The organism is Niastella koreensis GR20-10 (assembly GCF_000246855.1).
GTDB classification, from domain to species: Bacteria; Bacteroidota; Bacteroidia; order Chitinophagales; family Chitinophagaceae; genus Niastella; species Niastella koreensis.
In genome coordinates this window covers 346,182-369,082 of the sequence record NC_016609.1, presented here as the reverse complement: position 1 = coordinate 369,082, position 22,901 = coordinate 346,182, and the positions used below count along the sequence as shown (strand labels likewise).

21 protein-coding genes are annotated in these 22,901 nt (G+C 44.5%); 7 read left to right on the top strand and 14 right to left on the bottom strand.

Annotated elements, in window-relative coordinates; genetic code table 11:
- Positions 1-41: 41 nt before the first annotated feature.
- Positions 42-548: a hypothetical protein gene (locus NIAKO_RS01485; RefSeq protein ID WP_014216612.1), complete on the top strand. Its 507-nt coding sequence runs from the start codon at positions 42-44 to the stop codon at positions 546-548.
- Between the two features lie 48 nt (positions 549-596).
- On the opposite strand, the gene NIAKO_RS01480 is transcribed toward NIAKO_RS01485, so the two are convergent.
- From NIAKO_RS01480 to NIAKO_RS01465, 4 genes are read right to left on the bottom strand one after another with little or no spacing between them, the layout of a single operon-like run.
- The gene (locus NIAKO_RS01480) at positions 597-1,607 is read right to left on the bottom strand and encodes a glycosyltransferase family 9 protein (RefSeq protein ID WP_014216611.1); all 1,011 of its coding nucleotides are present in this window, start codon (positions 1,605-1,607) and stop codon (positions 597-599) included.
- A 15-nt stretch (positions 1,608-1,622) separates the two neighbouring features.
- A complete protein-coding gene (locus tag NIAKO_RS01475) occupies positions 1,623-2,843 on the bottom strand; it encodes an MFS transporter (protein ID WP_014216610.1) in 1,221 nt (406 codons plus the stop codon).
- Positions 2,844-2,847: 4 nt separating this feature from the next.
- Entirely contained in the window at positions 2,848-3,822 is a 975-nt protein-coding gene (locus NIAKO_RS01470; protein ID WP_014216609.1) for a DedA family protein, read from the bottom strand.
- A 34-nt stretch (positions 3,823-3,856) separates the two neighbouring features.
- Positions 3,857-5,365 carry a dicarboxylate/amino acid:cation symporter gene (locus NIAKO_RS01465; protein WP_014216608.1) on the bottom strand — a complete coding sequence of 503 codons (1,509 nt, stop codon included), beginning with the start codon at positions 5,363-5,365 and terminating at the stop codon, positions 3,857-3,859.
- Positions 5,366-5,567: 202 nt separating this feature from the next.
- Here NIAKO_RS01465 and NIAKO_RS01460 point away from each other — a divergent pair, with 202 nt between their 5' ends.
- The 3 genes from NIAKO_RS01460 (at position 5,568) to NIAKO_RS01450 (ending at position 9,017) form a co-directional block, all read left to right on the top strand.
- Positions 5,568-7,262 carry an amino acid permease gene (locus NIAKO_RS01460; protein ID WP_014216607.1) on the top strand — a complete coding sequence of 565 codons (1,695 nt, stop codon included), beginning with the start codon at positions 5,568-5,570 and terminating at the stop codon, positions 7,260-7,262.
- Positions 7,263-7,459: 197 nt separating this feature from the next.
- Positions 7,460-8,182 carry a YebC/PmpR family DNA-binding transcriptional regulator gene (locus tag NIAKO_RS01455; RefSeq protein WP_014216606.1) on the top strand — a complete coding sequence of 241 codons (723 nt, stop codon included), beginning with the start codon at positions 7,460-7,462 and terminating at the stop codon, positions 8,180-8,182.
- Between the two features lie 424 nt (positions 8,183-8,606).
- On the top strand, positions 8,607-9,017 hold the full coding sequence (locus NIAKO_RS01450) for a thiol-disulfide oxidoreductase DCC family protein (RefSeq protein WP_014216605.1): 411 nt from the start codon (positions 8,607-8,609) through the stop codon (positions 9,015-9,017).
- 58 nt (positions 9,018-9,075) lie between these two features.
- Here the strand turns inward: NIAKO_RS01450 and NIAKO_RS01445 are convergent, their stop codons facing one another.
- The 3 genes from NIAKO_RS01445 to NIAKO_RS01435 all read right to left on the bottom strand — a co-directional run bounded on the left by NIAKO_RS01445 (position 9,076) and on the right by NIAKO_RS01435 (position 12,865).
- A complete protein-coding gene (locus tag NIAKO_RS01445; RefSeq protein WP_014216604.1) occupies positions 9,076-9,387 on the bottom strand; it encodes a DUF2304 domain-containing protein in 312 nt (103 codons plus the stop codon).
- Between the two features lie 12 nt (positions 9,388-9,399).
- A complete protein-coding gene (locus NIAKO_RS01440) occupies positions 9,400-10,191 on the bottom strand; it encodes a PhzF family phenazine biosynthesis protein (protein WP_014216603.1) in 792 nt (263 codons plus the stop codon).
- A gap of 280 nt (positions 10,192-10,471) precedes the next feature.
- Positions 10,472-12,865, bottom strand: coding sequence for an alpha-ketoacid dehydrogenase subunit alpha/beta (locus tag NIAKO_RS01435; protein ID WP_014216602.1), 2,394 nt, complete (start codon positions 12,863-12,865; stop codon positions 10,472-10,474).
- Between the two features lie 224 nt (positions 12,866-13,089).
- Here NIAKO_RS01435 and NIAKO_RS01430 point away from each other — a divergent pair, with 224 nt between their 5' ends.
- From NIAKO_RS01430 to NIAKO_RS01420, 3 genes are all read left to right on the top strand, one after another.
- Entirely contained in the window at positions 13,090-13,545 is a 456-nt protein-coding gene (locus NIAKO_RS01430) for a DUF1573 domain-containing protein (RefSeq protein ID WP_014216601.1), read from the top strand.
- A gap of 13 nt (positions 13,546-13,558) precedes the next feature.
- Complete coding sequence (locus NIAKO_RS01425; RefSeq protein WP_014216600.1) at positions 13,559-13,999, top strand: DUF1573 domain-containing protein; 441 nt, start codon at positions 13,559-13,561, stop codon at positions 13,997-13,999.
- A gap of 236 nt (positions 14,000-14,235) precedes the next feature.
- Entirely contained in the window at positions 14,236-15,429 is a 1,194-nt protein-coding gene (locus tag NIAKO_RS01420; protein ID WP_041346191.1) for a pyridoxal phosphate-dependent aminotransferase, read from the top strand.
- Positions 15,430-16,067: 638 nt separating this feature from the next.
- Here NIAKO_RS01420 and NIAKO_RS39510 read toward each other — a convergent pair.
- The 7 genes from NIAKO_RS39510 to NIAKO_RS01390 all read right to left on the bottom strand — a co-directional run bounded on the left by NIAKO_RS39510 (position 16,068) and on the right by NIAKO_RS01390 (position 22,816).
- On the bottom strand, positions 16,068-16,199 hold the full coding sequence (locus NIAKO_RS39510; RefSeq protein WP_262493746.1) for a hypothetical protein: 132 nt from the start codon (positions 16,197-16,199) through the stop codon (positions 16,068-16,070).
- A gap of 40 nt (positions 16,200-16,239) precedes the next feature.
- Positions 16,240-17,352 carry an exo-beta-N-acetylmuramidase NamZ family protein gene (locus NIAKO_RS01415; RefSeq protein ID WP_394365482.1) on the bottom strand — a complete coding sequence of 371 codons (1,113 nt, stop codon included), beginning with the start codon at positions 17,350-17,352 and terminating at the stop codon, positions 16,240-16,242.
- Between the two features lie 67 nt (positions 17,353-17,419).
- Positions 17,420-18,415, bottom strand: a complete 996-nt coding sequence (locus NIAKO_RS01410; RefSeq protein WP_014216597.1) for an AAA family ATPase — start codon at positions 18,413-18,415, stop codon at positions 17,420-17,422.
- A complete protein-coding gene (gene pnuC / locus NIAKO_RS01405; RefSeq protein ID WP_242675507.1) occupies positions 18,408-19,040 on the bottom strand; it encodes a nicotinamide riboside transporter PnuC in 633 nt (210 codons plus the stop codon). The genes NIAKO_RS01410 and pnuC overlap by 8 nt, the downstream gene beginning before the upstream one ends.
- Complete coding sequence (locus tag NIAKO_RS01400) at positions 19,037-21,034, bottom strand: TonB-dependent receptor (protein WP_014216595.1); 1,998 nt, start codon at positions 21,032-21,034, stop codon at positions 19,037-19,039. Before NIAKO_RS01400 ends, pnuC begins: the two co-directional genes overlap by 4 nt.
- A 69-nt stretch (positions 21,035-21,103) precedes the next feature.
- Positions 21,104-21,901, bottom strand: coding sequence for a helix-turn-helix domain-containing protein (locus NIAKO_RS01395; RefSeq protein ID WP_014216594.1), 798 nt, complete (start codon positions 21,899-21,901; stop codon positions 21,104-21,106).
- 30 nt (positions 21,902-21,931) lie between these two features.
- On the bottom strand, positions 21,932-22,816 hold the full coding sequence (locus NIAKO_RS01390) for an oxidoreductase (RefSeq protein ID WP_014216593.1): 885 nt from the start codon (positions 22,814-22,816) through the stop codon (positions 21,932-21,934).
- Between the last annotated feature and the right edge of the window lie 85 nt (positions 22,817-22,901).

The following is a 22,901-nucleotide window of genomic DNA, read 5'->3' as shown; positions in this document are numbered from 1 at the left end:
ATTATTTCTGTCTATTTTGTTGCACCCTTAATTCAACCGATATGTATTTAACCAAAACCCTGGTAACTGCCGCCCTGTTTCTTGTACTATCATCCTGTGCTACGATTGTGAGTAAGACCAAATATCCCGTTACCATTGATAGTTACCCCCGCGACGCCAATATTACCATTACCAATCGCCGGGGTGAACAAATTTTTACCGGGGAAACGCCTGCCCTGGTAAGGCTTAAATCGGGCAGCGGCTACTTTCGCAGAGAAATATATGAGATCACGATCAGCAAGAAAGGATATGTTTCAAGAACGGTAGAGATCCGAGCCACATTGAATGGCTGGTATTTTGGGAATATCTTTTATTTCCAGACAATTGGTTTCCTGGTGGTTGACCCGGCTACCGGTGCTATGTACCGGATAAACCAGCTGGATGTGTATGAAAAGCTGGAAGTAGATAGCAAAACAAAAAACGTTACGCAACGGGAACCCCAGCTCCATATTTACGATATTAATGAGATACCAGAGGCCTGGAAGAGTAAATTAGTCGCCATTCAATAGACAATGACTTGCTTTGCCAATTGTCTATTGCATATTGCCTGTTAAAAGTTACTTATTAAGACGGGAATTCACTCTTTCAACAATTTCACTTATCTGGATCTTCTCCATGCATTTAAAATGCTCGAGCGGACATTTATTATACCCTATTTTGGAACAGGGACGGCAATACAGGGGCCGAACCTCCATGATGTCATAGGGTAATTTGTCTTTGGGTGTTTGCGGTGACAGGGCGCCGTAATAGGGATACATGCCAAACTGTGGCACTGTATTACCCCAGATGGAGATCACCTGCTTTTTAAATGCAGATGCAATATGCATTAACCCGGTATCATGGGTGATGATCAGTTTAGCGCGCCGTACCAGGTCGGCCGATTCGTTGATATTGAACTTGCCGCAGGAGTTATAGATCTTATGCGGATCAACACTGGCAATTTGTTCACCAGCTTCGCGGTCCTCTTTACCACCCAATAATATAATGGGGTGCTCTATAGCGCCACACAACTCTTTTAATTTGTGTAGAGGTAATTTTTTGGTATTGAGGGCGGCCCCAATCACCACGCCGATATAACCGGCCAGGTGCCCGCCGGGGATATCGCTTTCTTTTACCTTATCGGTATCGGGAATAAAATAATCCAGCCCGCGGCCATCGTTCTTTACGCCCAGCGATTCCACGGTTTGCATATAACGGTCTACAATATGCACATCGGGTAATACATTCAGTTTGATGGCCGTGTAAATAAACTTCTGAATGTTGAGCTTATTAAAGGAGAACGCCTTTTTACCCAGGGCTTTTTTCACCCGCATAGTGCGCAGGTTGTGATGCAGATCGATCACATAATCGAAATTCTCGGCCTGTAAGGCCGGAATAATTACCTGCAGGTCGTCCTGCAGGTAATGTAATTTATCTATATAGGGATTTGCTTCCAACACCGCCCTGAAACTGGCTTTGGTAAGATAATGCACCTCAGCCTCCGGCAACTGTTTTTTCAGGCAACGGACAACAGGCGTTGTTAAAACAATGTCCCCAATGGAACTAAATCTGATGATAAGAATTTTCATACTTCAAACCCGGGATCACTCCTCTACGTAGTTAAGATCTTTATGAAACGTTTCTTCTGTTAATATTGCTGAACCCAAACCAATAACCATTGCTATTATACCAGTGATCAACCCGGCGTTTACATAGCCGGCCGAAGGCTGCAGCGAGGTGAACAGGATAGAGATCAGGATCAAAGCGCCGCGTACCATATTGGGAACAGTGGTAGCAGCAGTGGCCCTGATGTTGGTGCCAAATTGCTCGGCAGCCATGGTAACAAAGATGGCCCAGAAACCGGTCCCAAAACCTAACACCGCGCTGGCGGCGTACAGGCTGTTCACCGGTTGACCTTTTAAATTAAAGAACCACACAATGCCAACAGCAGTAATTCCATAAAAAATATACAGGGCCTTTTTACGGCTTCTCAGCGCCTGGCTTACAAAACCAACGGCAATATCGCCGATTGAGATAGCGGCATAGGCAAACATTACAGCTTTACCCGGGTCAACGGCGCCTATAACACCCATCTTTTCCCCAAATTCTTTTGAAAAGCTGACAAGGATACCGATCACATACCAGGTAGGCAGTCCGATCAAAATACTACAGAGGTATTTTTTTAACCGTTTGCCGTTATTAATCAACATGAAAAAATTTCCCTTCTTTACCCCGCTGTGCTGAATGTCTTTAAACATACCTGATTCCAATACACCTACCCGCAACATCAGCAACAAAAAGCCCAGGCCGCCACCGATGAAATAACAGGTGCGCCAATGAAAGTTTTCTCTGAAAAAGAAAGCAACCACCGCGCCGGTCAGTCCAACACCGGCTACCAGAGAGGTACCAATCCCTCTTTTTTCCTTGGGCAACAATTCACTTACCAGCGTAATACCAGCGCCTAATTCACCTGCCAGGCCCACACCGGTCAGGAACCGAACGGCTGCATACTGGTTAACCGTTTGTACAAAACCGTTGGCAATATTACCCAGTGAATATAAAATGATGGAAGCGAACAATACTTTCAATCTGCCCTTCTTATCGCCCAGGATGCCCCACAGGATCCCACCGATGAGCAAACCGGCCATTTGAATATTAATGATGAACAGACCGTCTGAAGCAATATGATCCGGGGTAAGACCCAGGTCCTTTAATGAAGGAACGCGAATAATACTAAAGAGTAACAGATCATAAATGTCTACAAAGTAGCCCAGCGCAGCTACAAATACTGCCAGGCTAAAAACAGATACTGGTTTTGCTTGCATTGGATTATTTAGTTGGCGGTTGAGAAACCTTCTTTTTTCCGAAAAATAATTTAATGATCACAGGCGCAGTCGTTACGATTACTATGCCTACTACAATATATTCGAGGTTTTTCTTCAGGTCGAAATTAAATTGGGTGAAGATCCATTTTTGCAGAAAGTGCCCGGCAATGATCATACTGAATACCCAGGCAACACAGCCTATCATGTTAAAGAAGGAGAACTTCTTTTTATCCATATCCACAATACCGGCTACAATAGGCGCAAAGGTTCTTATGATAGGAAGGAAACGGGCAAATACAATAGCGCCGCCACCATGCTTTTCATAAAACTCATGCGCATCGTATAAATATTTTTTCTTGAACAGGAACCTGTCGCGCCAGTGGAACATGGTGGGACCGATCTTTTTACCCGTCCAGTAGCCAATGGTATTTCCCAGAATACCTGCCAGGGACACCAGAGCGATCAGTACAAAAAGATCGAGCCCTTCATTATGTACACCGCCCATTCCCAGTTTTTTAAACAGGTCCTCGGCCAAATTGGCGCTGTAGATACCAGCTACAAACAACAGGCTATCGCCTGGTAAGAAGAAGCCTACAAATAAACCTGTTTCGGCGAAGATGATAAACAGGATCAGGAACAGACCACCGTATACTATGTAGAACATAGGGTTCACGAGGTCTTTCCAGATAAATGATTTATGCAGGGTAATTACACCGTCATTTTTTAAAGTACCGGCTGGCACGGTAAGCGCATCGTGATACTGGCTGGTAATGGTAATTGTTTCGGCCGGGTTTGCAGTGATGGTGGTAAAACCCATTTTATCGGTTGTATAGTCTGCAGACTGCCCACCAGCTGATACGGTTATTTTACTAACCGGTGTTTCATACTGATTGGTTATTTGAATTCTTATTTGTTGCTGTGCCATAGCTACGGATACAGTCAACACAGCCAACAATAAAAATATCAGTCGTTTTAACATAAATAATTTGATGAAAAAGGTTATTAGTTTTCGCTTAATCTTTTATCAATACCTGTTCTGTTTGTACCATTTCCGGTTTCAGTTCTCCCTCCCATTTACTCACTACCGTTGTTGCCAGTGCATTGCCCACTACATTCGTCATGGTACGGAACATATCGCAAAAATGATCGATCGGTAATATTAACGCTACACCCTCCGGTGGTATTTTAAACATGGCGCAGGTTGCCGTAACCACCACCAGTGATGCGCGTGGCACCCCCGCAATTCCTTTGCTCGTCAACATCAATACAATCAACATCGTTAATTGCGTACCCAGATCCAGATGGATACCCGAAGCCTGGGCAATGGCCAAACTGGCAAAGGTCATGTACATCATGCTACCATCCAGGTTGAAACTGTACCCCAATGGTAAAATGAAAGAAACTATTTTATCCTTACAGCCAAAGCGTTCCAGTTCTTCAGTGAGCTTGGGAAAAACGGCCTCACTGCTGGTAGTACTGAAAGCGATGAGCATGGGCGAGGCAATTCTTTTCAACAAATGCACTACGCGATTTCCCAGGATCAGATAGCCTACAGATAATAAAACCGCCCACAATAAAAGAATTCCTATTAAAAAGAACAGCAGGTATTTGCCATAGAAAATGAACACTTCCAGTCCCTTGGTGGCAATTACCGCCGCAATGGCGCCAAACACGCCCAGGGGAGCAAAGTTCATTACATACCCCACCATTTTTAAAATAACGTGAGCAACGGCATCCAATGCTTTCACCACGGGTTTGGTCATATCTCCCAGTGCCGACATGGCCACACCAAAAAAAATACTGAAGATCACGATCTGCAGTATTTCATTGGAAGCCATAGCCTCTATCACACTTTTCGGGAATACGTGCTCCACAAATTTAGCCAAAGAAAATTCCTGGGTTTTACCAATCAGGTCCTTGGCACCTGCAGCGTCTTCCATACCCGAAATAGCGCTCCCTGGTTTCGACAGGTTTACGATAAGCATACCAATAAGCAAACTCATCAATGAGGCGGAAACAAACCACAACAACGCTTTACCGCCTACCCGGCCCACCGTTTTAAGATCTCCCAGTTTGGCAATGCCCACCACCAGCGTACAAAATACAAGTGGCGCTATAATCATTTGAACCAGTCGCAGGAAAATAGTAGTCAATAACTTAATATTATCACTGAACGACTGAATAGCTTTTATGGTTGCAGTGCCATGAGCAGGCCCAACTTCAATTCTGTTAAGTGTTAACTCCTTATCAATTTCATATGCATCGCTGGTATTGGCTACTACCACCCAGGTGCCGGGCGCCGCTTTTGTTTCACGATAGCTGGCCGAATCTTTAACAACTTCAATCGCCTGCACCACTTCTTTCCCCGACACAACCAGGGTAATGGCGTCTTTGCCTATGTAATCTTTAGCAGGGGAATAGGTTATTTTGTGCCCATTTCCTGCCTCGTGCATCAAATAACCCACAATAATACCCGCAGCCATAGCTATCAGGATATAAAGCGTGAGCCGGTTTTTCTTCATGTAGTTTGGTTAAAAAGTAATAGGGTGCAATATAATATTAAATGTATAAACCAATTTGTTAGATCATTTTATCTTTTACCCCCTATTTTGGGGAGAGTATTAAGATATCTTTTGGCCGGTAATTTTAATAAATCCTTATCTTTCGGTCATTATACATGATTTTAAGAAATACTATTCATCAAAAAAATTCTAACTCGCTCTTATGAGTTTATTTGTAAAGAAACCGTTGGATTCATTATTGAATGAAGCAAAGGACTCCAGTGGACACACCCTTAAAAAGACACTGGGCGCCTGGGCTCTTGTAGCGTTGGGTATTGGCGCTATTATTGGTGCCGGTTTATTCTCCATTACCGGTGGCGCTGCTGCCAACCAGGCCGGCCCTGCAATCACCATCTCCTTCATTGTAGCAGCATTGGGTTGTGCCTTTGCCGGTTTATGTTATGCAGAATTTTCATCTATGATCCCCGTTGCGGGAAGTGCTTATACATATTCATATGCTACCATGGGTGAATTTGTGGCCTGGATCATTGGCTGGGACCTGGTGCTGGAATATGCAGTGGGCGCAGCTACTGTAAGTATTAGCTGGAGCCGTTACCTGGTAAAATTCCTGCACGGGTTTAATATCGATCTTCCCGTTTCCATGACAGCCGGTCCCTGGGACCATGGTGTTATAAACGTTCCTGCCGTTTTTGTCGTAATACTGATGAGCTTGTTGCTGGTAAAAGGAACCAGGGAAAGTGCTACCATCAACGCTATCATTGTTGCCTTGAAAGTAACAGTTGTATTAATTTTTATTTTCCTGGGTTGGAAATATATCAACACTGCTAACTATACTCCTTACATTCCTGAAAATACCGGCACTTTTGGTGAGTTTGGTTTCAGTGGAATTATCCGGGCGGCAGCCATTGTGTTCTTTGCCTACATTGGGTTCGATGCGGTAAGTACAGCCGCCCAGGAGGCCAAGAACCCCAAAAAAGACATGCCCTGGGGTATCCTCGGTTCACTGGCTATTTGTACCGTTCTGTATATCCTGTTTGCACACGTTATGACTGGTGTAACCAGCTATACCACATTCAGAGGTCAGGATGGTATTGCGCCAGTTGCAGTAGCCATCGACCACATGGGTAAGGCTGATGCAGCCGGTGTGATACATGCCGATTATCCCTGGTTGAACAAAGCAATAGTATTAGCCATTCTGGCCGGTTATATGTCGGTGATCCTGGTGATGTTGATGGGTCAAAGCCGCGTATTCTTCAGTATGAGTAAAGATGGCCTGATGCCAAAAGTGTTTTCTGAAGTACACCCCAAATTCCGCACGCCCGCTAAAAATAATTTGCTGTTCCTGTTTTTTGTGAGCCTGTTTGCCGCCTTTGTACCAGCCCGCGTAGTTGGTGAAATGACCAGTATCGGTACCCTGTTTGCCTTTATCCTGGTTTGTATTGGCGTGGTTATCATGCGTAAAACAATGCCTAATGCGCCCCGTGCCTTCAAAACACCATGGGTGCCTTTAGTGCCTTTCCTGGGTGTATTTACCTGTTTGTTCATGATGGTTTTCCTGCCACTCGATACCTGGATCCGGTTGTTCGTATGGATGATCCTCGGTCTTGATATTTACCTGGCTTATGGCGTGCGCCACAGTATATTATCTTCTAAAAGCCCTGAAACCATACCCCAGGGTAATAAAATAGGTGGTATCTGCGGATTAACTCTTTCCGTAGTATTGGGAATCATTGCCTATGCACATCACGTGTTGACATTAAAAGAGGCTGCAGAAGCTATTGCCAAACATGTTAAGCCGGAAGATGTACCAGGTGATAATGGCCTTTTCTACTTTTCATTGGCGTTTGCCCTGCTCCATGTTGGTATATTCGGGGCTAAATTATTCAAAAAGAAATAAGTAATATTTTTCATATCTCGTTATAAAACAAACCCCGGCGGTACCGTCGGGGTTTTGTTTGAATTACAGTATTTTTGCACCCCAATGGGAAAACAGCTGCAAGCTATAAGCTGAAAGCAAAAACCCTGGATTTACCCTGCAACTGGAAACTGGTATCCGGAAACAATCACAGACAATAAATAAACCATAAAGAGTATATGGGTCGCATATTTGAAGTACGTAAACACACGATGTTTGCCCGGTGGGACCGGATGGCCAAACAATTTACCCGTATTGGAAAGGAAATTGCCATTGCAGTAAAAGCCGGTGGCCCCGATCCCAGTACCAACCCGGCCCTCAGGCGTTGTTTTCAGAACGCCAAGAGCGTGAACATGCCAAAAGACCGCGTGGAAGCAGCCATCAAGCGGGCCTCTGGTAAGGAAATGGAGAATTTTGACGAGATCCTGTACGAAGGATACGGACCCAACGGCGTAGCCATTCTGGTAGAAACCGCTACCGATAACCACGTGCGCACCGTAGCCAACTTAAAGGCTATTTTCAATAAAGGAAACGGCACCCTGGGTAACAGCGGCAGCGTAAGCTTCCAGTTCAAAAAAATGGGTGTTTTCAAACTGAAACCGGAAGGCCTGAGCCAGGACGACCTGGAACTGGAACTCATCGATGCAGGTTTGGAAGAAATGGGTGAAGGCACTGGCGAAAACGGGGAACCCGTACTGGTGATCCGCGTGGCTTTCAACGACTTCGGCAACATGCAAAAAGCGCTGGAAGAAAAAAATATTACGCCAATCAGCGCTGAGGTAGAGTGGATCCCCGGCACCACGGTGCAATTGGGTGAAGAAGCAGCCCAGGAAGTGTTGAAACTGGTTGATAAAATTGAACAGGACGACGACGTGCAGAAGGTATTTCATAACCTGCAGTAATTGTTACGGTTCATCACAATATGTAAGCCCTGACAGTATCGTCGGGGCTTTGTTTTATCCGGCACCGGATGGTTTTTAATTTAAAATGAGGTGATTTCAGTTGGTGCGGTATCATTTCTAACTGAAAACGGGGTGTTTTCAGTTATTCCGCTGTTGTTTTCAACTGAAAACAGGGTGATTTCAGTTGATAGCGCACTGTTTTAAACTGAAAACGGGGTGTTTTCAGTTATTCCGCTGTTGTTTTCAACTGAAAACAGGGTGATTTCAGTTGATAGCGCACTGTTTTAAACTGAAAACGGGGTGATTTCAGTTATTCCGCTGTTGTTTCTAACTGAAAATGGGGTGTTTTCAGTTGGTGGCGCATCGTTTTAAACTGAAAACACGATGAAAATAATTTACAGAATGACCCGTAATTTTGATCCTCATGTCCGGAATCAAATCGAAATATATAATACTCTTTGATGGGGTATGTAATTTATGCAGCGGAACGGTGCAGTTTCTTTTAAAAAGAGATAAGAAAAAGCGATTCCTCTTTGGGTCATTGCAGGGGAAAACCGGCCAGGAATACCTGCGAAAATATCACCTGCCTGCCGACCAGTTCCATTCTTTTATGTTGATTGAAGGAAATGTTTTATACACCCGTTCTACAGCCGTGTTGCGGATGTTACGGTACCTGGGGCGTGGCTGGCAATTGTTGTATGTGTTTATTTACGTGCCCCAGCCTATTCGCGATGGCCTGTATAAACTCATTGCCACCAACCGCTATAAACTATTTGGAAAGAAGGACGCCTGCCAAATACCAAGTATTGAAGAAAAAGATAGATTTCTTGAATGACTATTGGAGTGCTAAGTAGCTTTAATAGGCAATAGACAATTGGCAAAGCTCTTCTTGGCTATTGGCTATTGTCCATTGATTCATCCCGTTTTATCCCTTCCCTGATCTCCCGCTGAATGATCTTCTTAAATTTCTTTTCATTATGCCACCAGCTGAACAGGGTAGCGATGGTAACTATACAAAAACTTCCAACAGCGATCAGCACGAGGTTGGTTGGCAGATCTATTCCCACCATCATCGATAAAAAAGAAAGCACCAGGGTGGCCACAAACGAACCAGTAATAATATATAACAGGGAATATTTTACCCTGCCACCCTGTCGCTGATCTTCCCAATATTTTATAAATCGTTTTTCGGTAGCTGTTAGCACAAATAATAATATTTATAAATCAATTTCGCCTTTCATAAAGAATACGCACTGACCGGCGATGGTTACCCGGTCGCCCAGGTATTCAACCCACAAGTCGCCACCACGTTTCGACAGCTGTTTGGCGTACATCGATTTTTTACCCAGTTTTTCTGACCAGTAAGGTATCAGTTGCGAATGAGCCGACCCGGTTACCGGATCTTCATCAACACCTACGGTTGGTGCAAAGAACCTCGATACAAAATCAGCCTTGCTTCCTTTAGCAGTGAGGATCACTTTATGCCCCAGCTTTTTTAATAAGGTAAAATCAGGCTGGCACAATTGAACCATGTTCTCATCGGCCACTTCAACCAGGTAATCGCGGTATTTATACACGCTGGTGATGGTAAGGTTGCCGAGGGCAGTCGCTAATTCGGCCGGCACATCGGCAAGCGGTTCCGGTTTCCAGGCGGGGAAGTCCATACTGATCCTGTCGAAATTTTTGGTTACCACCAGGATGCCGCTTTTTGACTGAAAACGGATAGCCGGGAAACCATAGCCCATTACATGGTATAAAACAAAGGCGGAAGCCAGGGTGGCATGTCCGCACAGATTGATCTCCGATACCGGAGTAAACCAACGGATCTCAAAATCGGCATCCGGTTTCTTTGAGGGCACAAAGAAAACAGTTTCGCTCAGGTTATTCTCCATAGCCAGTCGCTGCATCAGGCTATCACTGATCCATTCTTCCAATGGAATAACGGCTGCCGGGTTACCTCCGAACAGGTGATTTGTGAAGGCATCAATTTGGTAAAGGGTTAGTTTCATAGCAAAAGGGCATTGGACAATTCAAAATAGGCAATTGACAATAGGCAATAGACAAAAAATACAATTAGTATTTATGGGGATTGTTAATCATATGACCTAAAAGCCTGCCTGTTTCTTGATTTTTATGTAATAATGCTTTAAATTTTTCCTGACTTATGTATTTGCAAGCAATCAAAGGCTAATTTATATACTCTTGTTTCTCTAAAGTTTTTTACTGCCATAGTTAGCCGTTTATTAACATAAACCGACTAACCAGACCCCTTTGCCTATTGGCTATTGACTATTCACTCATCATCTCCTGGATCACATCAACAATCTGCTCTACGTTTGGTTTGCTGAAGTAATCGCCATCGCTGCCGTAACTGGGCCTGTGCGCCTGACTGGTAATGGTGCGGGGCGACACATCGAGCCAGCGATAACCGCCCTGCTCTTCCAGTACTTTGTTGTACATATAACCCGCAGCGCCACCAGGCACGTCTTCATCAACAAACACAATGCGATTGGTCTTTTTCAGTGAGTCCAGAATAAGATGGTTCACATCGAATGGCAACAGCGTTTGCACGTCGATGATCTCGCAACTGATATCAGCGTTTTCCAGGATCTCAGCCGCTTCACTAATGATGCGCAGCACACTGCCGTAGGAAACAATGGTAATATCGGTACCCTCACGAATAACTTCAGGTACACCCAGCGCTACTTTATAATCAACAATATTGCTTGGTAATTTTTCTTTCAACCGGTAGCCATTCAAACATTCCACTACAATACCGGGATCGTTACCTGATAATAAGGTATTATACATACCTGCCGCCTGCACCATGTTACGCGGAACACAAATATGCATCCCACGCAGCGAATGCAGCATCATACCCATGGGTGAACCACTGTGCCAGATGCCTTCGAGGCGGTGACCACGTGTACGTACAATGAGCGGACAAGCCTGACGGCCTTTGGTACGCCAATACAGGGTAGAGGCATTATCGCTCAATTGTTGCAGACCGTATAACATGTAATCGATGTACTGAATTTCGGCTATGGGCCGCAGACCGCGATAAGCCAGCCCTATTCCCTGTCCAATGATGGTTAACTCGCGGATAGAAGTATCGAAAATGCGGTTCTCGCCGTATTTATTCTGTAAGCCGGAAAAACCCTGGTTCACGTCACCAATCTTACCCACATCTTCGCCGAAGGCCACCACTTTAGGATTCCTGGCAAACAGTTCATCGAAATAATGATTCAGGATCTCATACCCGTTCATGCTGGGTGCGTCATGGGCAAATTCCAATGGCGTGGTAGTTATCTTCATCGGGCTCTTCGGACTTTCATCGTACAAATAACTACCGTAAGTTTTGTACCCTTCTTTTTTCAATTGCTGGTAGAACTCTTTCGCTTCAGCGATCAAATGCGAACCACCAGCCGCCAGAATGGCTTTGTGTAAAGCCTGAATAACATCTTTACGCAATGGCTCGCGGTTAGCGGCCAAAGTATTTTTCGCAGCAGCTATTTCGCCGGTGGTATCAGCGCCATGCCCAATCAGGGAATCGAGCGTTTCCATGCACCGGGCTACCAACTGCCTGATAGGTGAAATGTACTTTTCCCAGGCCCGCACTTTACTTTGACGCACCAATTCTTTGGCCCTGGTCTCAATTTCTTCCAGCTCTTCTTCACTGGCCAGGGTATTTTCGAGCAGCCATTCCCGCATTTTTTTATTTCCATCCCATTCGCGTTCCCAGGCCAGGCGCTCCGGTGTTTTATACCGTTCGTGGCTGCCCGAAGTGGAATGGCCTTGCGGTTGGGTTACTTCCTCCACATGGAACAAGGCAGGAATATGTGTTTCGCGCATGCGGCGGATGGCCGATTCAAACACTTCACACATGCCTGCATAATCCCAGGCTTTTACTTTATATATATCAAAACCATTGGTATTATCCTTGCGTTGCATACCACGCATGGCTTCAGAAATTGATCCTTTTATGGTTTGCAAGCGGCGCGGAACGGAAATACCGTATCCATCGTCCCATACAAAAACAGCCAGCGGTATTTGCATAACACCGGCAGCATTCAGGGCTTCCCAGAAGTGCCCTTCAGACGTAGACGCATCGCCGATAGTACAGAAACAGATCTCATTTCCGTTGTTGCTCAGGTGAGTCAGGTCTTTCAGCACATCTGAATGACGGAAAAATTTGGAAGCCAGGGCCATACCCAATGCACGCGGCATTTGTCCGGCAGTAGGCGCCAAACCGGCAGCAATGTTTTTCCGGTTAACCAGGTCAAGCCATTCCCCCTGCTTATCAACGATGGCAGTGGCAAAATGAGCGTTCATTTGCCTGCCGCCACTATGGGGGTCATTCGCCGTATCAGGATCGGCATACAGTTGTGAAAAGAATTCTTCAATGGTGGCCTGGCCGGTGGCAAAAGCAAACGTTTGATCGCGATAATAACCCGACAGGAAATCGCCGGGCTGGAAAAATTTGGAAGCCGCAATTTGCGCTATCTCTTTGCCATCACCAAAAATGCCAAACTTGGCTTTACCGGTAAGTACTTCTTTCCGACCCAGCAAACTAACCTCCCGGCTTTCGCAGGCCAGGCGATAGTCATTTAATACTTCTTCGCGAAATTTATCGAAAGACAGCTTCTCGCCGGCAAGCGATTGATTGTGAGTGCTATTTTCCATGCGACAAAAGTATTAATTCTAATGCCATTTTGAGGGGTTGTTAAAAAAATGTCACAAGCCAAAAAAATAATTGGTCAATAGCTCGTTAAAAATGTAATTTTGAACACGTTATGGTTGAATGAGTTATTCCCATTGATAGAAAAAGGGACCATTTTTTATCCCGGAAATAGCCGGAGATTGTGTAGTTTAGCCAATACCAACCAAAAACCTTAAAATTTGTACGTATGAAGAGATTGTTTTTACTGGTTTGCCTGGCAACAGTCACGCTGGTTACCAAAGCTCAAACGGCAGCAAATACAAAGCCGGTTGAAACAAAACCAGTGGAGGTTATTCAGTTAAAGGAAACCTCTTATGACTTTGGAAAAATTCAACAAGGAAGGCCTGTTACCCATAACTTTGAGCTCGTAAACACTGGTAAAGAACCCCTGATGCTGGAAAATGTACAGGCATCCTGCGGTTGCACTACTCCTGAATGGAGCAAAGACGCCATTCAACCCGGCGCTACCAGCACCATTAAAGTAGGTTACAATGCCGCAGCGGAAGGCCAGTTCACAAAAACGATTACCATTACATACAATAATCACCAATTCAAGACATTGACGATTACAGGTAACGTTTTTAAAGGTCCGGCAACCTCGGCACCCGTGAATGCGTCTTTATCGTTATTGAAAAACAATTAAAAAACATAAACACATGAAAAGTTTCGTATTAGCATTTGCAGCATTGATCTTATCTGCTGGTGTATTTGCTCAGACTGCGGCGCCTGCAACTGTTAAAAAGGCGGATAGCTTTGTTAAGTTTAAGGATGTAACGCACGACTTTGGCAAAATCAAACAAGGTACACCCGTTACATATGCATTCGCATTCTCTAATATTACCGATAAACCCGTAGTTATTGAATCAGCTACTGCTTCCTGCGGTTGCACAACCCCTACAAAACCTGAAGCTCCTGTTGCAAAAGGTAAAGAAGATAAAATCACTGCCGGTTTCAATGCGGCGGCCGCCGGCCCCTTTAATAAAACTATATATGTAAAAGTAGCCGGGGTAGACCAACCTTTGGAATTGAAAATTACTGGCGAAGTGCTGAAAGCTGAAGACTACGCCAATTACGAAAAAGAAACTAAAAAAGGTTAATTTTTCTGAAGTAGAAAAGTAATAATCGATAAATAACTGGTCCTCCCGGCAAATGCCGGGAGGACTTTTTTTTAAAACCCATTGTTCGCCATGCTTGTTTGTGCTGGATGTAATCCGTTGACTGTCACCATGCATTAAATAAACCAGTCTACCAGAACAGTATTTTTTGTAAATACCACATTCTCAACCAGAAACAAAGCATTTTGAACATAAAACCAGTACCCTATATTTGCGAAATGCTAACACTTAGTAGTCGCGGCCAACTGATGCCGCCATCACCTATACGTAAACTGGTGCCATTCGCTGAAGGAGCTAAAAAGCGGGGCACAAAAGTATATCACCTGAACATCGGCCAGCCCGATATTGAAACGCCGGAGCCGATCCTGGATGCTGTTCGTCATGCCGATTTTAAAGTACTTGAATATAGCCACAGCGCCGGTAATGAAAGCTACCGCCGCAAGCTGGTACAGTATTATAAAAAGAACGGGATTGAAGCAGACCATACCCAGATCATTGTAACAACCGGTGGCTCTGAAGCCATTTTATTTGGCTTTATGGCCTGTTTGGACCCAGGTGATGAAGTAATTATCCCCGAACCCTTCTACGCCAATTATAATGGCTTTGCCGTAGCTGCAGGCGTTAAAGTCGTGCCTGTAACCTCACATATAGATAAAGGTTTTGCCTTACCGCCTATTTCTGCCATTGAAGAACTGGTAACACCCAAAACCAAAGCCATTCTTATTTGCAATCCCAATAACCCCACAGGTTATTTATACAGCCGGGAAGAAATGGAAACGCTGAAACAGATCGTTCAGAAACACAATCTGTACCTGTTCTCGGATGAAGCTTACCGCGAATTTTGCTATGGCGGGGAAAATGTAAGCGCCATGCATTTAGCAGGCATTGAAGAAAATGTGATCCTGATGGATACCATCTCCAAACGATACAGCGCCTGCGGCGGCCGTATTGGAGCCCTGGTAACAAAAAATAAACAGGTGCTGGATGCCGTGATGAAATTTGCCCAGGCAAGGTTAAGTCCGCCCTCATTTGCCCAGATCCTGGGTGAGGCTGCCGTTGACCTGCCCGACAATTATTTTGATGCGACCAAAGCCGAATACCAGAAACGCCGCGATGTGCTGGTAAAGCGGTTGAACGATATGCCCGGCGTTACCTGTCCCAACCCGCGTGGTGCGTTTTATGCCATGGCACGTTTACCCATCGACGATGCCGATGTGTTTTGTCAATGGTTGCTGGAATCGTTCTCTTATAACGGACAAACGTTGATGCTGGCCCCTGCGAGTGGTTTTTATGGTACTCCAGGACTGGGTAAAAACGAAGTGCGGCTGGCGTATGTATTAAATGTAAATGATCTTAATAAAGCGATGGACTGTTTACAACAGGCATTGAAAGAGTATCCCGGAAGAAAGTAAATAATCTAACTGGTACGTATACTTATTAGGGCTGTTCCTGAAAGGGGCAGCCTTTTTTTATGGATTCACACTTTTATTACGTAGAAATACTTCTGGCAGGTAATAAATAAATTGATCTTTACACAAATAAAAACCTTTAGACTATACGCAAAGAGTCCCGCCCAGATAAACTGAACGGGACTCTTTTATTAATGGTATCAGAAACGTTCAAGGAAAGGTAACAACAAACGCTGTCAACTACGCGCCAGCAATACCGGCGGTTAGCGTTGATTATTCAGCGTTATAAAAACGGTTCTATCATCATGCCATAAACATAACCAAGGCATTGGCATGATGCGGGTACGGATCCAGGAAGTAAGCATTTATATTTTGAAAAGATATTAGTCTTAAAAAGAGGGGGCAAGATAAAAATAACGCCCCCGTTTTAAATCCAATATCCTTTGAATATCCTGTCCCCATTATTACAAATTGCATTCCAACTGTATTGCATTTTTACTCTTTCTTTAAGTAATTCTTGTAAATACCTATTCCCGTGCTTCTAAGCGATGTAATTATCGTATAATTACGAACAGTGCTCCTTAATAAAAAAGCCCCGGTATATACCCGGGGGATTTTGTTACATCCTATCTGGTTATCCTTTATTGTACTATCACCTTGTAGGTTGCGGCAGCGCCATCAACTGTTCTGATATTGGCCAGGTACCAGCCCTTAGGGCAGCCGATAGTAGAGATGTCGGTTACTTGTCCGTTTAACAATAATTGACGGAACACAGTACCATTACTACCAAAAATAAATCTTCATCTAACGTTACTATATGTACATCAAATGAGGTTGAATACGTAAGAACCAATCTTTGAGTTCAATATGTTCCCTTACAGCATCTGTAAAATCAGCTAAGGCTGTTTCAAAAAGGATTGGGGTGCCTGAGATGCCCGACAAAAGATCGAGATGGTTTTTACCGGAGGGATTTACATGTGTAGGATAAGTCGCCCACTGAAAATGTTGTGGATGCAGTTCTTTTATAATCCTGATAAGTAACCAACCTATGGTTACCGGTAGAAAAGCATTTGGATCGGTAACATGCAGCATTATACCGTTACAGCGCTGCCCCACATATTTACCTTCGGTTGGTGTATACATAATTGGCCGGGCGTATACACTGTTTGCATTGGCAGCCTGCATGGAATTAAACAGCCGGGCAGTTTCATTGGCCTGCATCCAGGGCGCACCCGCTATGCGAAAAGGCGTGGCCGTACCCCTCCCCTCGCTGCAATTGGTAGCTTCAAGGTAGCATAACCCCGGATACAACAATGCCGATTCAAAGCCCGGTATGGCTGGCGATAAGGGCACAAATGAATGGCTCCATTCAGTATAATATATATCCCGCTGCCAATAGTTACACGGAATTACTTCCAGCTCACAATTAATATTTCTTGTGGCGTTAAAGTATTTTGCCAGCTCTCCCATGGTACAACTATGCCGTACCGGGATAGACCAGCGGCCGATGAAACTACTACAGTGTACTTCATCGAGCATAGGGCCTTCGGCCAGCCTTAAATTACCCGAAACCGGGTTGGGCCTGTCGGCAACTATAAAGGGAAGATTATAAACAGCACAGGCTTCCAGCACATGCGTCATCGTCCATAAGTAGGTATAGAACCGGCTGCCGATATCGGGAATATCGAACAACACCACGTCAATGTCAATGAGGTCTTCAGGGGCGGGCGCCAGTTTATCGCCATACAAACTAACTACCGGCAAATGAGTAAGCGGGTCGGTTGAATTGCCCATTGCATGGCCGTCAGCGCCGGTAGTATCGAGTCCATGTTCAGGCGAGAATAATTTTACGATATTAAACCCATGCTGTAATAAAGCCAACCGGGATGGAGCAAAACAGTTGGTAGTAGCCGCATGATTGGTCACCAGGGCAATGCGTTTGCGTTTCCAGTGCGGCTGTTGCGCCAGCAGTATATCAATCCCAAATTGAATATTAAGCATAGATATATTGTAATGTAATCAATTTCTTTACCTGCGCTACAGCCAGTTGAAAACGTTCTTCCCAATTACCGGTAATTTCTACCAGGTTAATATTGGCTTCACGCAATACCTGCCGGTGAAAACTATCCAGCCGGTCGCGCTCTTCCCGGCTCAACCTGGTACCATCCTGAAAATATTCAACATCGTTCTTCAAATACAAATAGAGCTGTGCCTGATTGGAATGATAGACAGCAGCAGGCACTTCAAGGTCCTGCTCAAAACTAAACCGGCAGTAAGATTTCGTGATATGAATGTCGGTATCGATAATAACGAGCGGACTGCTGCCATCAGCCGCTTCATCAATTCGCCGGGCATGCTCCCTGGCTACCAGGTGCAGATCATTTATGCTGAAATCATTGGAATCGGGAATGAGGTCCCTGCCCGCTTCCATTACTTTATTGCAATTAAAATAAGCCGCGAGTTTTTCCGTCAGGGTTGTTTTGCCTGTTGATTCTGTTCCCAGGATCACTACTTTATTCACCAAATCGCGCCGCACCGCATCGGGAACAAATTGCCAGTTCGCCAACAGTTCATTGCGGACAGACGTGGCCGAAACCGGTACCAGCGTTTTAGGCAGATCAAACGGCAGGTGTTGTATATTCATATACTCCGCCAGGTAGTAACCGTACTGCTCCGATGTAACCAGCAACGAATAATCAGGAAACAGGTTTTTAAAGACAGTAGCCCAGATCCTGGAAATTTCTTTGGAAGAAACGGAGGAATTGGGCAGTTCATCTTCCTTATAATCCAGCACCCTTACCTCCACATTTTTGGGTACCGGGAAAGTTTTTTCGATCCAGTCTTTTCTCAACTCACCTGAAATGGTCTCTTTATCACTGGCGCACACCAATACGGTAAGGAAATCACAATGGCGCAACGCAAAACGCATCATCGCCTCATGCCCCTTATGAAAGGGTAAAAACTTCCCAAACACAAACCCCTTAACCATTTTTCATTGTTTTGTTCCAGTGATACAAGCCATATGACGCTAACCCTAAAAAAATCAGGTACTCAAGGGAAAGAAAATAGATTTGCTTTTTGAAATACAACACCACGCACACCACATCCCCCGTAATCCATAACACCCAGTTCTCCAGCTTTTTTCTTGCCAATAAGATGGTAGCAAGAATACTTAAGATCATAACAAAGGAATCGGCGAATGGATAAGCTGCCGGTGTTTTAAAATAGGCGGGCAACAAAATATGAATATGCTGAAACAGGTAACCAAACGCCACAGTGCCCACTGCGGTAGCTGCAATAAGTACTAACCTGCCTTTAGCTGTGGTAGCAGAGACTTTCTTTTCAACAGTGTTGGTTTTCCAGTTATACCAGCCATAGATGGTAACAATAAAAAAGTACACCTGTAAAAACATATCTGCATACAACTGCACCTGGAAGAACAGGATAAACAAAAACAATTCATTAATGATGCCCGTGGGCCAGGTCAGAATATTTGCCCGGGAAGCGTAGAACACGGAGATCAGCCCAAACAGGGTGCCGATCAGTTCTACCCAGCTGATGGGATAGCCCATAACTGAGACAGCAATATTCCCGATATCGAAAAAATGCATCATAAGGTAACTTTTACAGAAGCGTATACGGTGGTTGGCGCCTGTACAAAATACTTTTTGCTTCCATCATAGTCCACATAGCCGTTATTAAAGTATTTGGCATTGGTGAGGTTGTTGGCAAAAATGGCAAACTCGAATTTTCTGTAATTATAACCCACCCGGCTATTCAGTAAAGTATATCCATTTATTGAGGAAGTGTTGGCGAAATCAATGAATGATTTATCCTGGTAGCGTACCGTCATCGCTATAGAAAAGTTCCTGTACGCATAGGCAGCTTCCTGGTTAATAATTACAGCAGGGGTAAGAACCGGACTGAATTTTACTTTTTGTTCCTTTATGCGGCTATGATTGTAAGATGAATTGTTGGTGAATGTAAAATGCTGGTCCAAATGAAAAGCAGCACTTAATTCAACACCTGTTCTGAAGCTTTTCTCTACATTATTGGTAAGCGCCAATCCGTTTGGTCCGAATTTTCCGTTGAGCACGATCTCATTTTCAAAATTCATGTAATACCAGTTGAGGTTGACGTTCCAATGTTTTGACCGGAACCGTAGCCCCGCTTCATGGTCTACTACAAATTCAGCAGCTGGAGAGGAAATTAATGGATTACCTATACTATCAGCCAGCAGATCATCATTACCCAGGAACAGGTCATTTCTTGTTGGTTCACGGCCCGTGCGGGCAACGCTGTAATAGGCAACCACATCAGGATTTATTTGAATGCTTGCTCCTACTTTGGGATTGAAGAAATTCCAGTTCAGTTTGTTTAAATGCACGGTTCCCTGGTAATCGAACTCAGTATAGCGATATTGAAGATCGGTAAACAAAGAAAGCCAACTTATATTATACACCGCCTTTACAAACGCACTGGCCTCGTTCTTATAGCCGGTGTTTGTATACAATTGTCCCAACGTTTTCTCGGTAAACGTATGCTGGCGGTTGTAGATATTGCCGTGTGCACCCGTTGTAACATTCAGACCATTCCATATGAGGTTATAATTGCTGTAAAAACCCACCAGCTGCGATTGAAAAGCGTAGTGATACATTTTATCAGTGGTAGGCAGGCCCAAAAAGTTATTATTATTATAATCGTATCCGCCTTTCAGTGTAGAATAATACAATCCCGATTGCAGGTTAGAATAATAGCTCAACCTCCATGTGTTCAACAACTGTGTCATCCATTGGGTGAATTTATCCCTTTCGTTTTTGTTGCCGTTTGTTCTTCTGTCAATGGCAATTAATGTATCGGAAACACCCAGCCACGCCAGTTGGTTTTGCTGATGCCCTGCCAGAACGTTCAACCTCCAGGATGTTTTATCGGCGAACCACGCGCCGCTTACAAAGGCAGATTGGGAGTTGTTGGCGGAATTGTATTTATAGCCATCTGCATATACTTCCGAAACGCGCGCGTATAATGCTTTCCTGTTTTTTACACCACTGTTGTATTCTCCAAAGGCCCGTAAACTATTGAAGGAACCATAACCCACACCAATGGTTGTTTTGGCAGAATCGTACAGGTTGGGTGAGAATAACTGCAGGCTGCCCCCATAACTGGCCACGCCATTCTTACTGGTACCCGCCCCCCGTTGGATCTGCATGCTGCTAACAGAATTCAGCAGATCGGGATAATTGGAGAAATAAGCGCCCTGGTCTTCCGGATCGTTTAATGGAACGCCATCCAGGGAAATGTTGATCCGGGTTTGATCGATTCCACGCATTCTGAAATAGGAATAGCCCTGAGAGTTACCTGCATCGGAATAATTGGTAATGGAGGGCGTTTGGTTCAGTATAAAAGAAGGTTCCTGACCAACAGATTTTACTTTTAGGTCTTTTGAACTGATATTCTGGAAAGTAACCGGTGTAAGTTTATCAGCCTGATAAGATACCACTACTTCTTTCAAGGCAGTTGTAGTAGTACATACAAAACCTGTGTCCTGCGCCACAGCTGAATTTCCAACCAGTAATATTATTAACGCCAGTGCAAAGGGTCGTATCATGCGGTTTAACCATTTTAAAGGGTCGAAATCGCATAAAGATAATCCATTTACCGGTTGGTTAAAATCCAGCTAGATCTTCGAGGGCGCCACGCCGTATGCATTCTTAAATGCATACGAAAAATGCGACAGGTCTTCAAAGCCTACTTCCAGGTACACATCAGAAGGTTTGTTTCCTTTTTCCTTGATGAGGTAATGAGCTTCCTGCAGTCTTTTTTGTAATAACCAATTGCCCGGACTGGTATGAAATACTTTTTCAAAATCACGTTTGAAGGTAGCCAGGCTACGGCCCGTTAAATAGGCAAAGCGGTTAAGCCCTACATTGAACTGGTAATGCTGCAACATATATGCTTCCAGGTCGATCTTACCCGGTTCGGTAAAATCAAACAACACATCTTTTAATTCAGGCTCACTGCGCAGTAATAACAGAACCGCTTCTTTTACTTTCAATGCCAACAGACTGCTGGTTTCTTCCGATGGCAGGTTTTCATATGGAAGTAATGAATCCATAAACGACTTTACCAATGGATGGGGTGCTATTTTGAAAATAGATGCGGCCGAATGGTGTTTGGAAGCCATATAGCCATGCTCGATACTTAAATTGCGCAGCGTTTCCTGGTCTATGATAATGGAAACGGATTTGAATACGCCACCGGCTGGCGGATGTTTTGAAAACTTTCCCAGCTGATTCCTTTTCACAAAACGAATATCACCGGGCATAAACTGGTGTTCCTGGTTACCATCATTCACTGTCAACGTGCCCGACACGTGGTAACTCAACACATGGTCCTGAACAAATTGTTCACCCCCGCGACTCACCTGGTGGTAGCAGGAGTAAACAATTTCAGGTCTTAACGGCTTTTGCGCCATATGATCTGGTTTTTAAATGCTATACAAAGATCAATTTTTTTTGCCAAGCAATTCTTTCCCGTATTCTGTTTCCAGGAAATTGATGGCTTCATCATGATCTGTTGACAATGAAACCGGCAGCCATTTTTCAAATTCGGCTTTCCTGTTTTCATCGGCCTGTTTTAACATCCCGGCAGCTTCACTGCCTAAGATCAGGTGCATAGGCGGTTCAGGATGTTCAACCAGGTTTATCATTACCTGTGCAGCTTTTACCGGATCCCCTACAGGAACAAATTTACCGGTTTGAAAATACTCGGCACGCGCATTAACAGTTGTTTCATAGCCTTCCACAGCAGGCGCGTAACTCATGGAATCACCGGCCCAATCGGTGCGGAACCCACCCGGTTCAACCGAAGTAACCTTGATCCCCAACGGTGCTACCTCTTTTGATATAGCCTCTGTAAATCCGCTCAAGCCAAACTTCGCGGCCTGATAAATAGAAACGCCAGGATTACCTACGCGTCCACCCAAAGAACTGATCTGTAAAATGCGGCCACTTTTTTGTTTACGCATGTAGGGCAATACCACCCGGGTAATTTCAATAGGGGCATAGAGATTAGTTTCCAGCTGACTGCGTACCTGTTCATCGGTAAACGCTTCAGCTGCGCCAATAACGCCAAAACCGGCATTATTCACCAACACATCTATACGTCCAAAATGCTTAACAGCCTGTTCAACAGCGGTGGTGATCTCTTTCTTATTTGTTACGTCTAACTTAAGCGGAAGTATCTGTTGCGGATATTTCGTTACGAGGTCATTTAACTGTTGCGGAGTGCGGGCGGTAGCTGCTACGTTATCGCCTTTTGCTAAAACTGCTTCTGTAAGTGCTCTTCCCAATCCCCGGGAACTGCCTGTAATAAACCAAACTTTTGACATGGTAATAAATTTTATTACCACAAAGTTGGCACTTACAGTACTTTCCGGCTTTGTTTAAGAGCTCAAAGGTGGTTTGTTGAAAAGC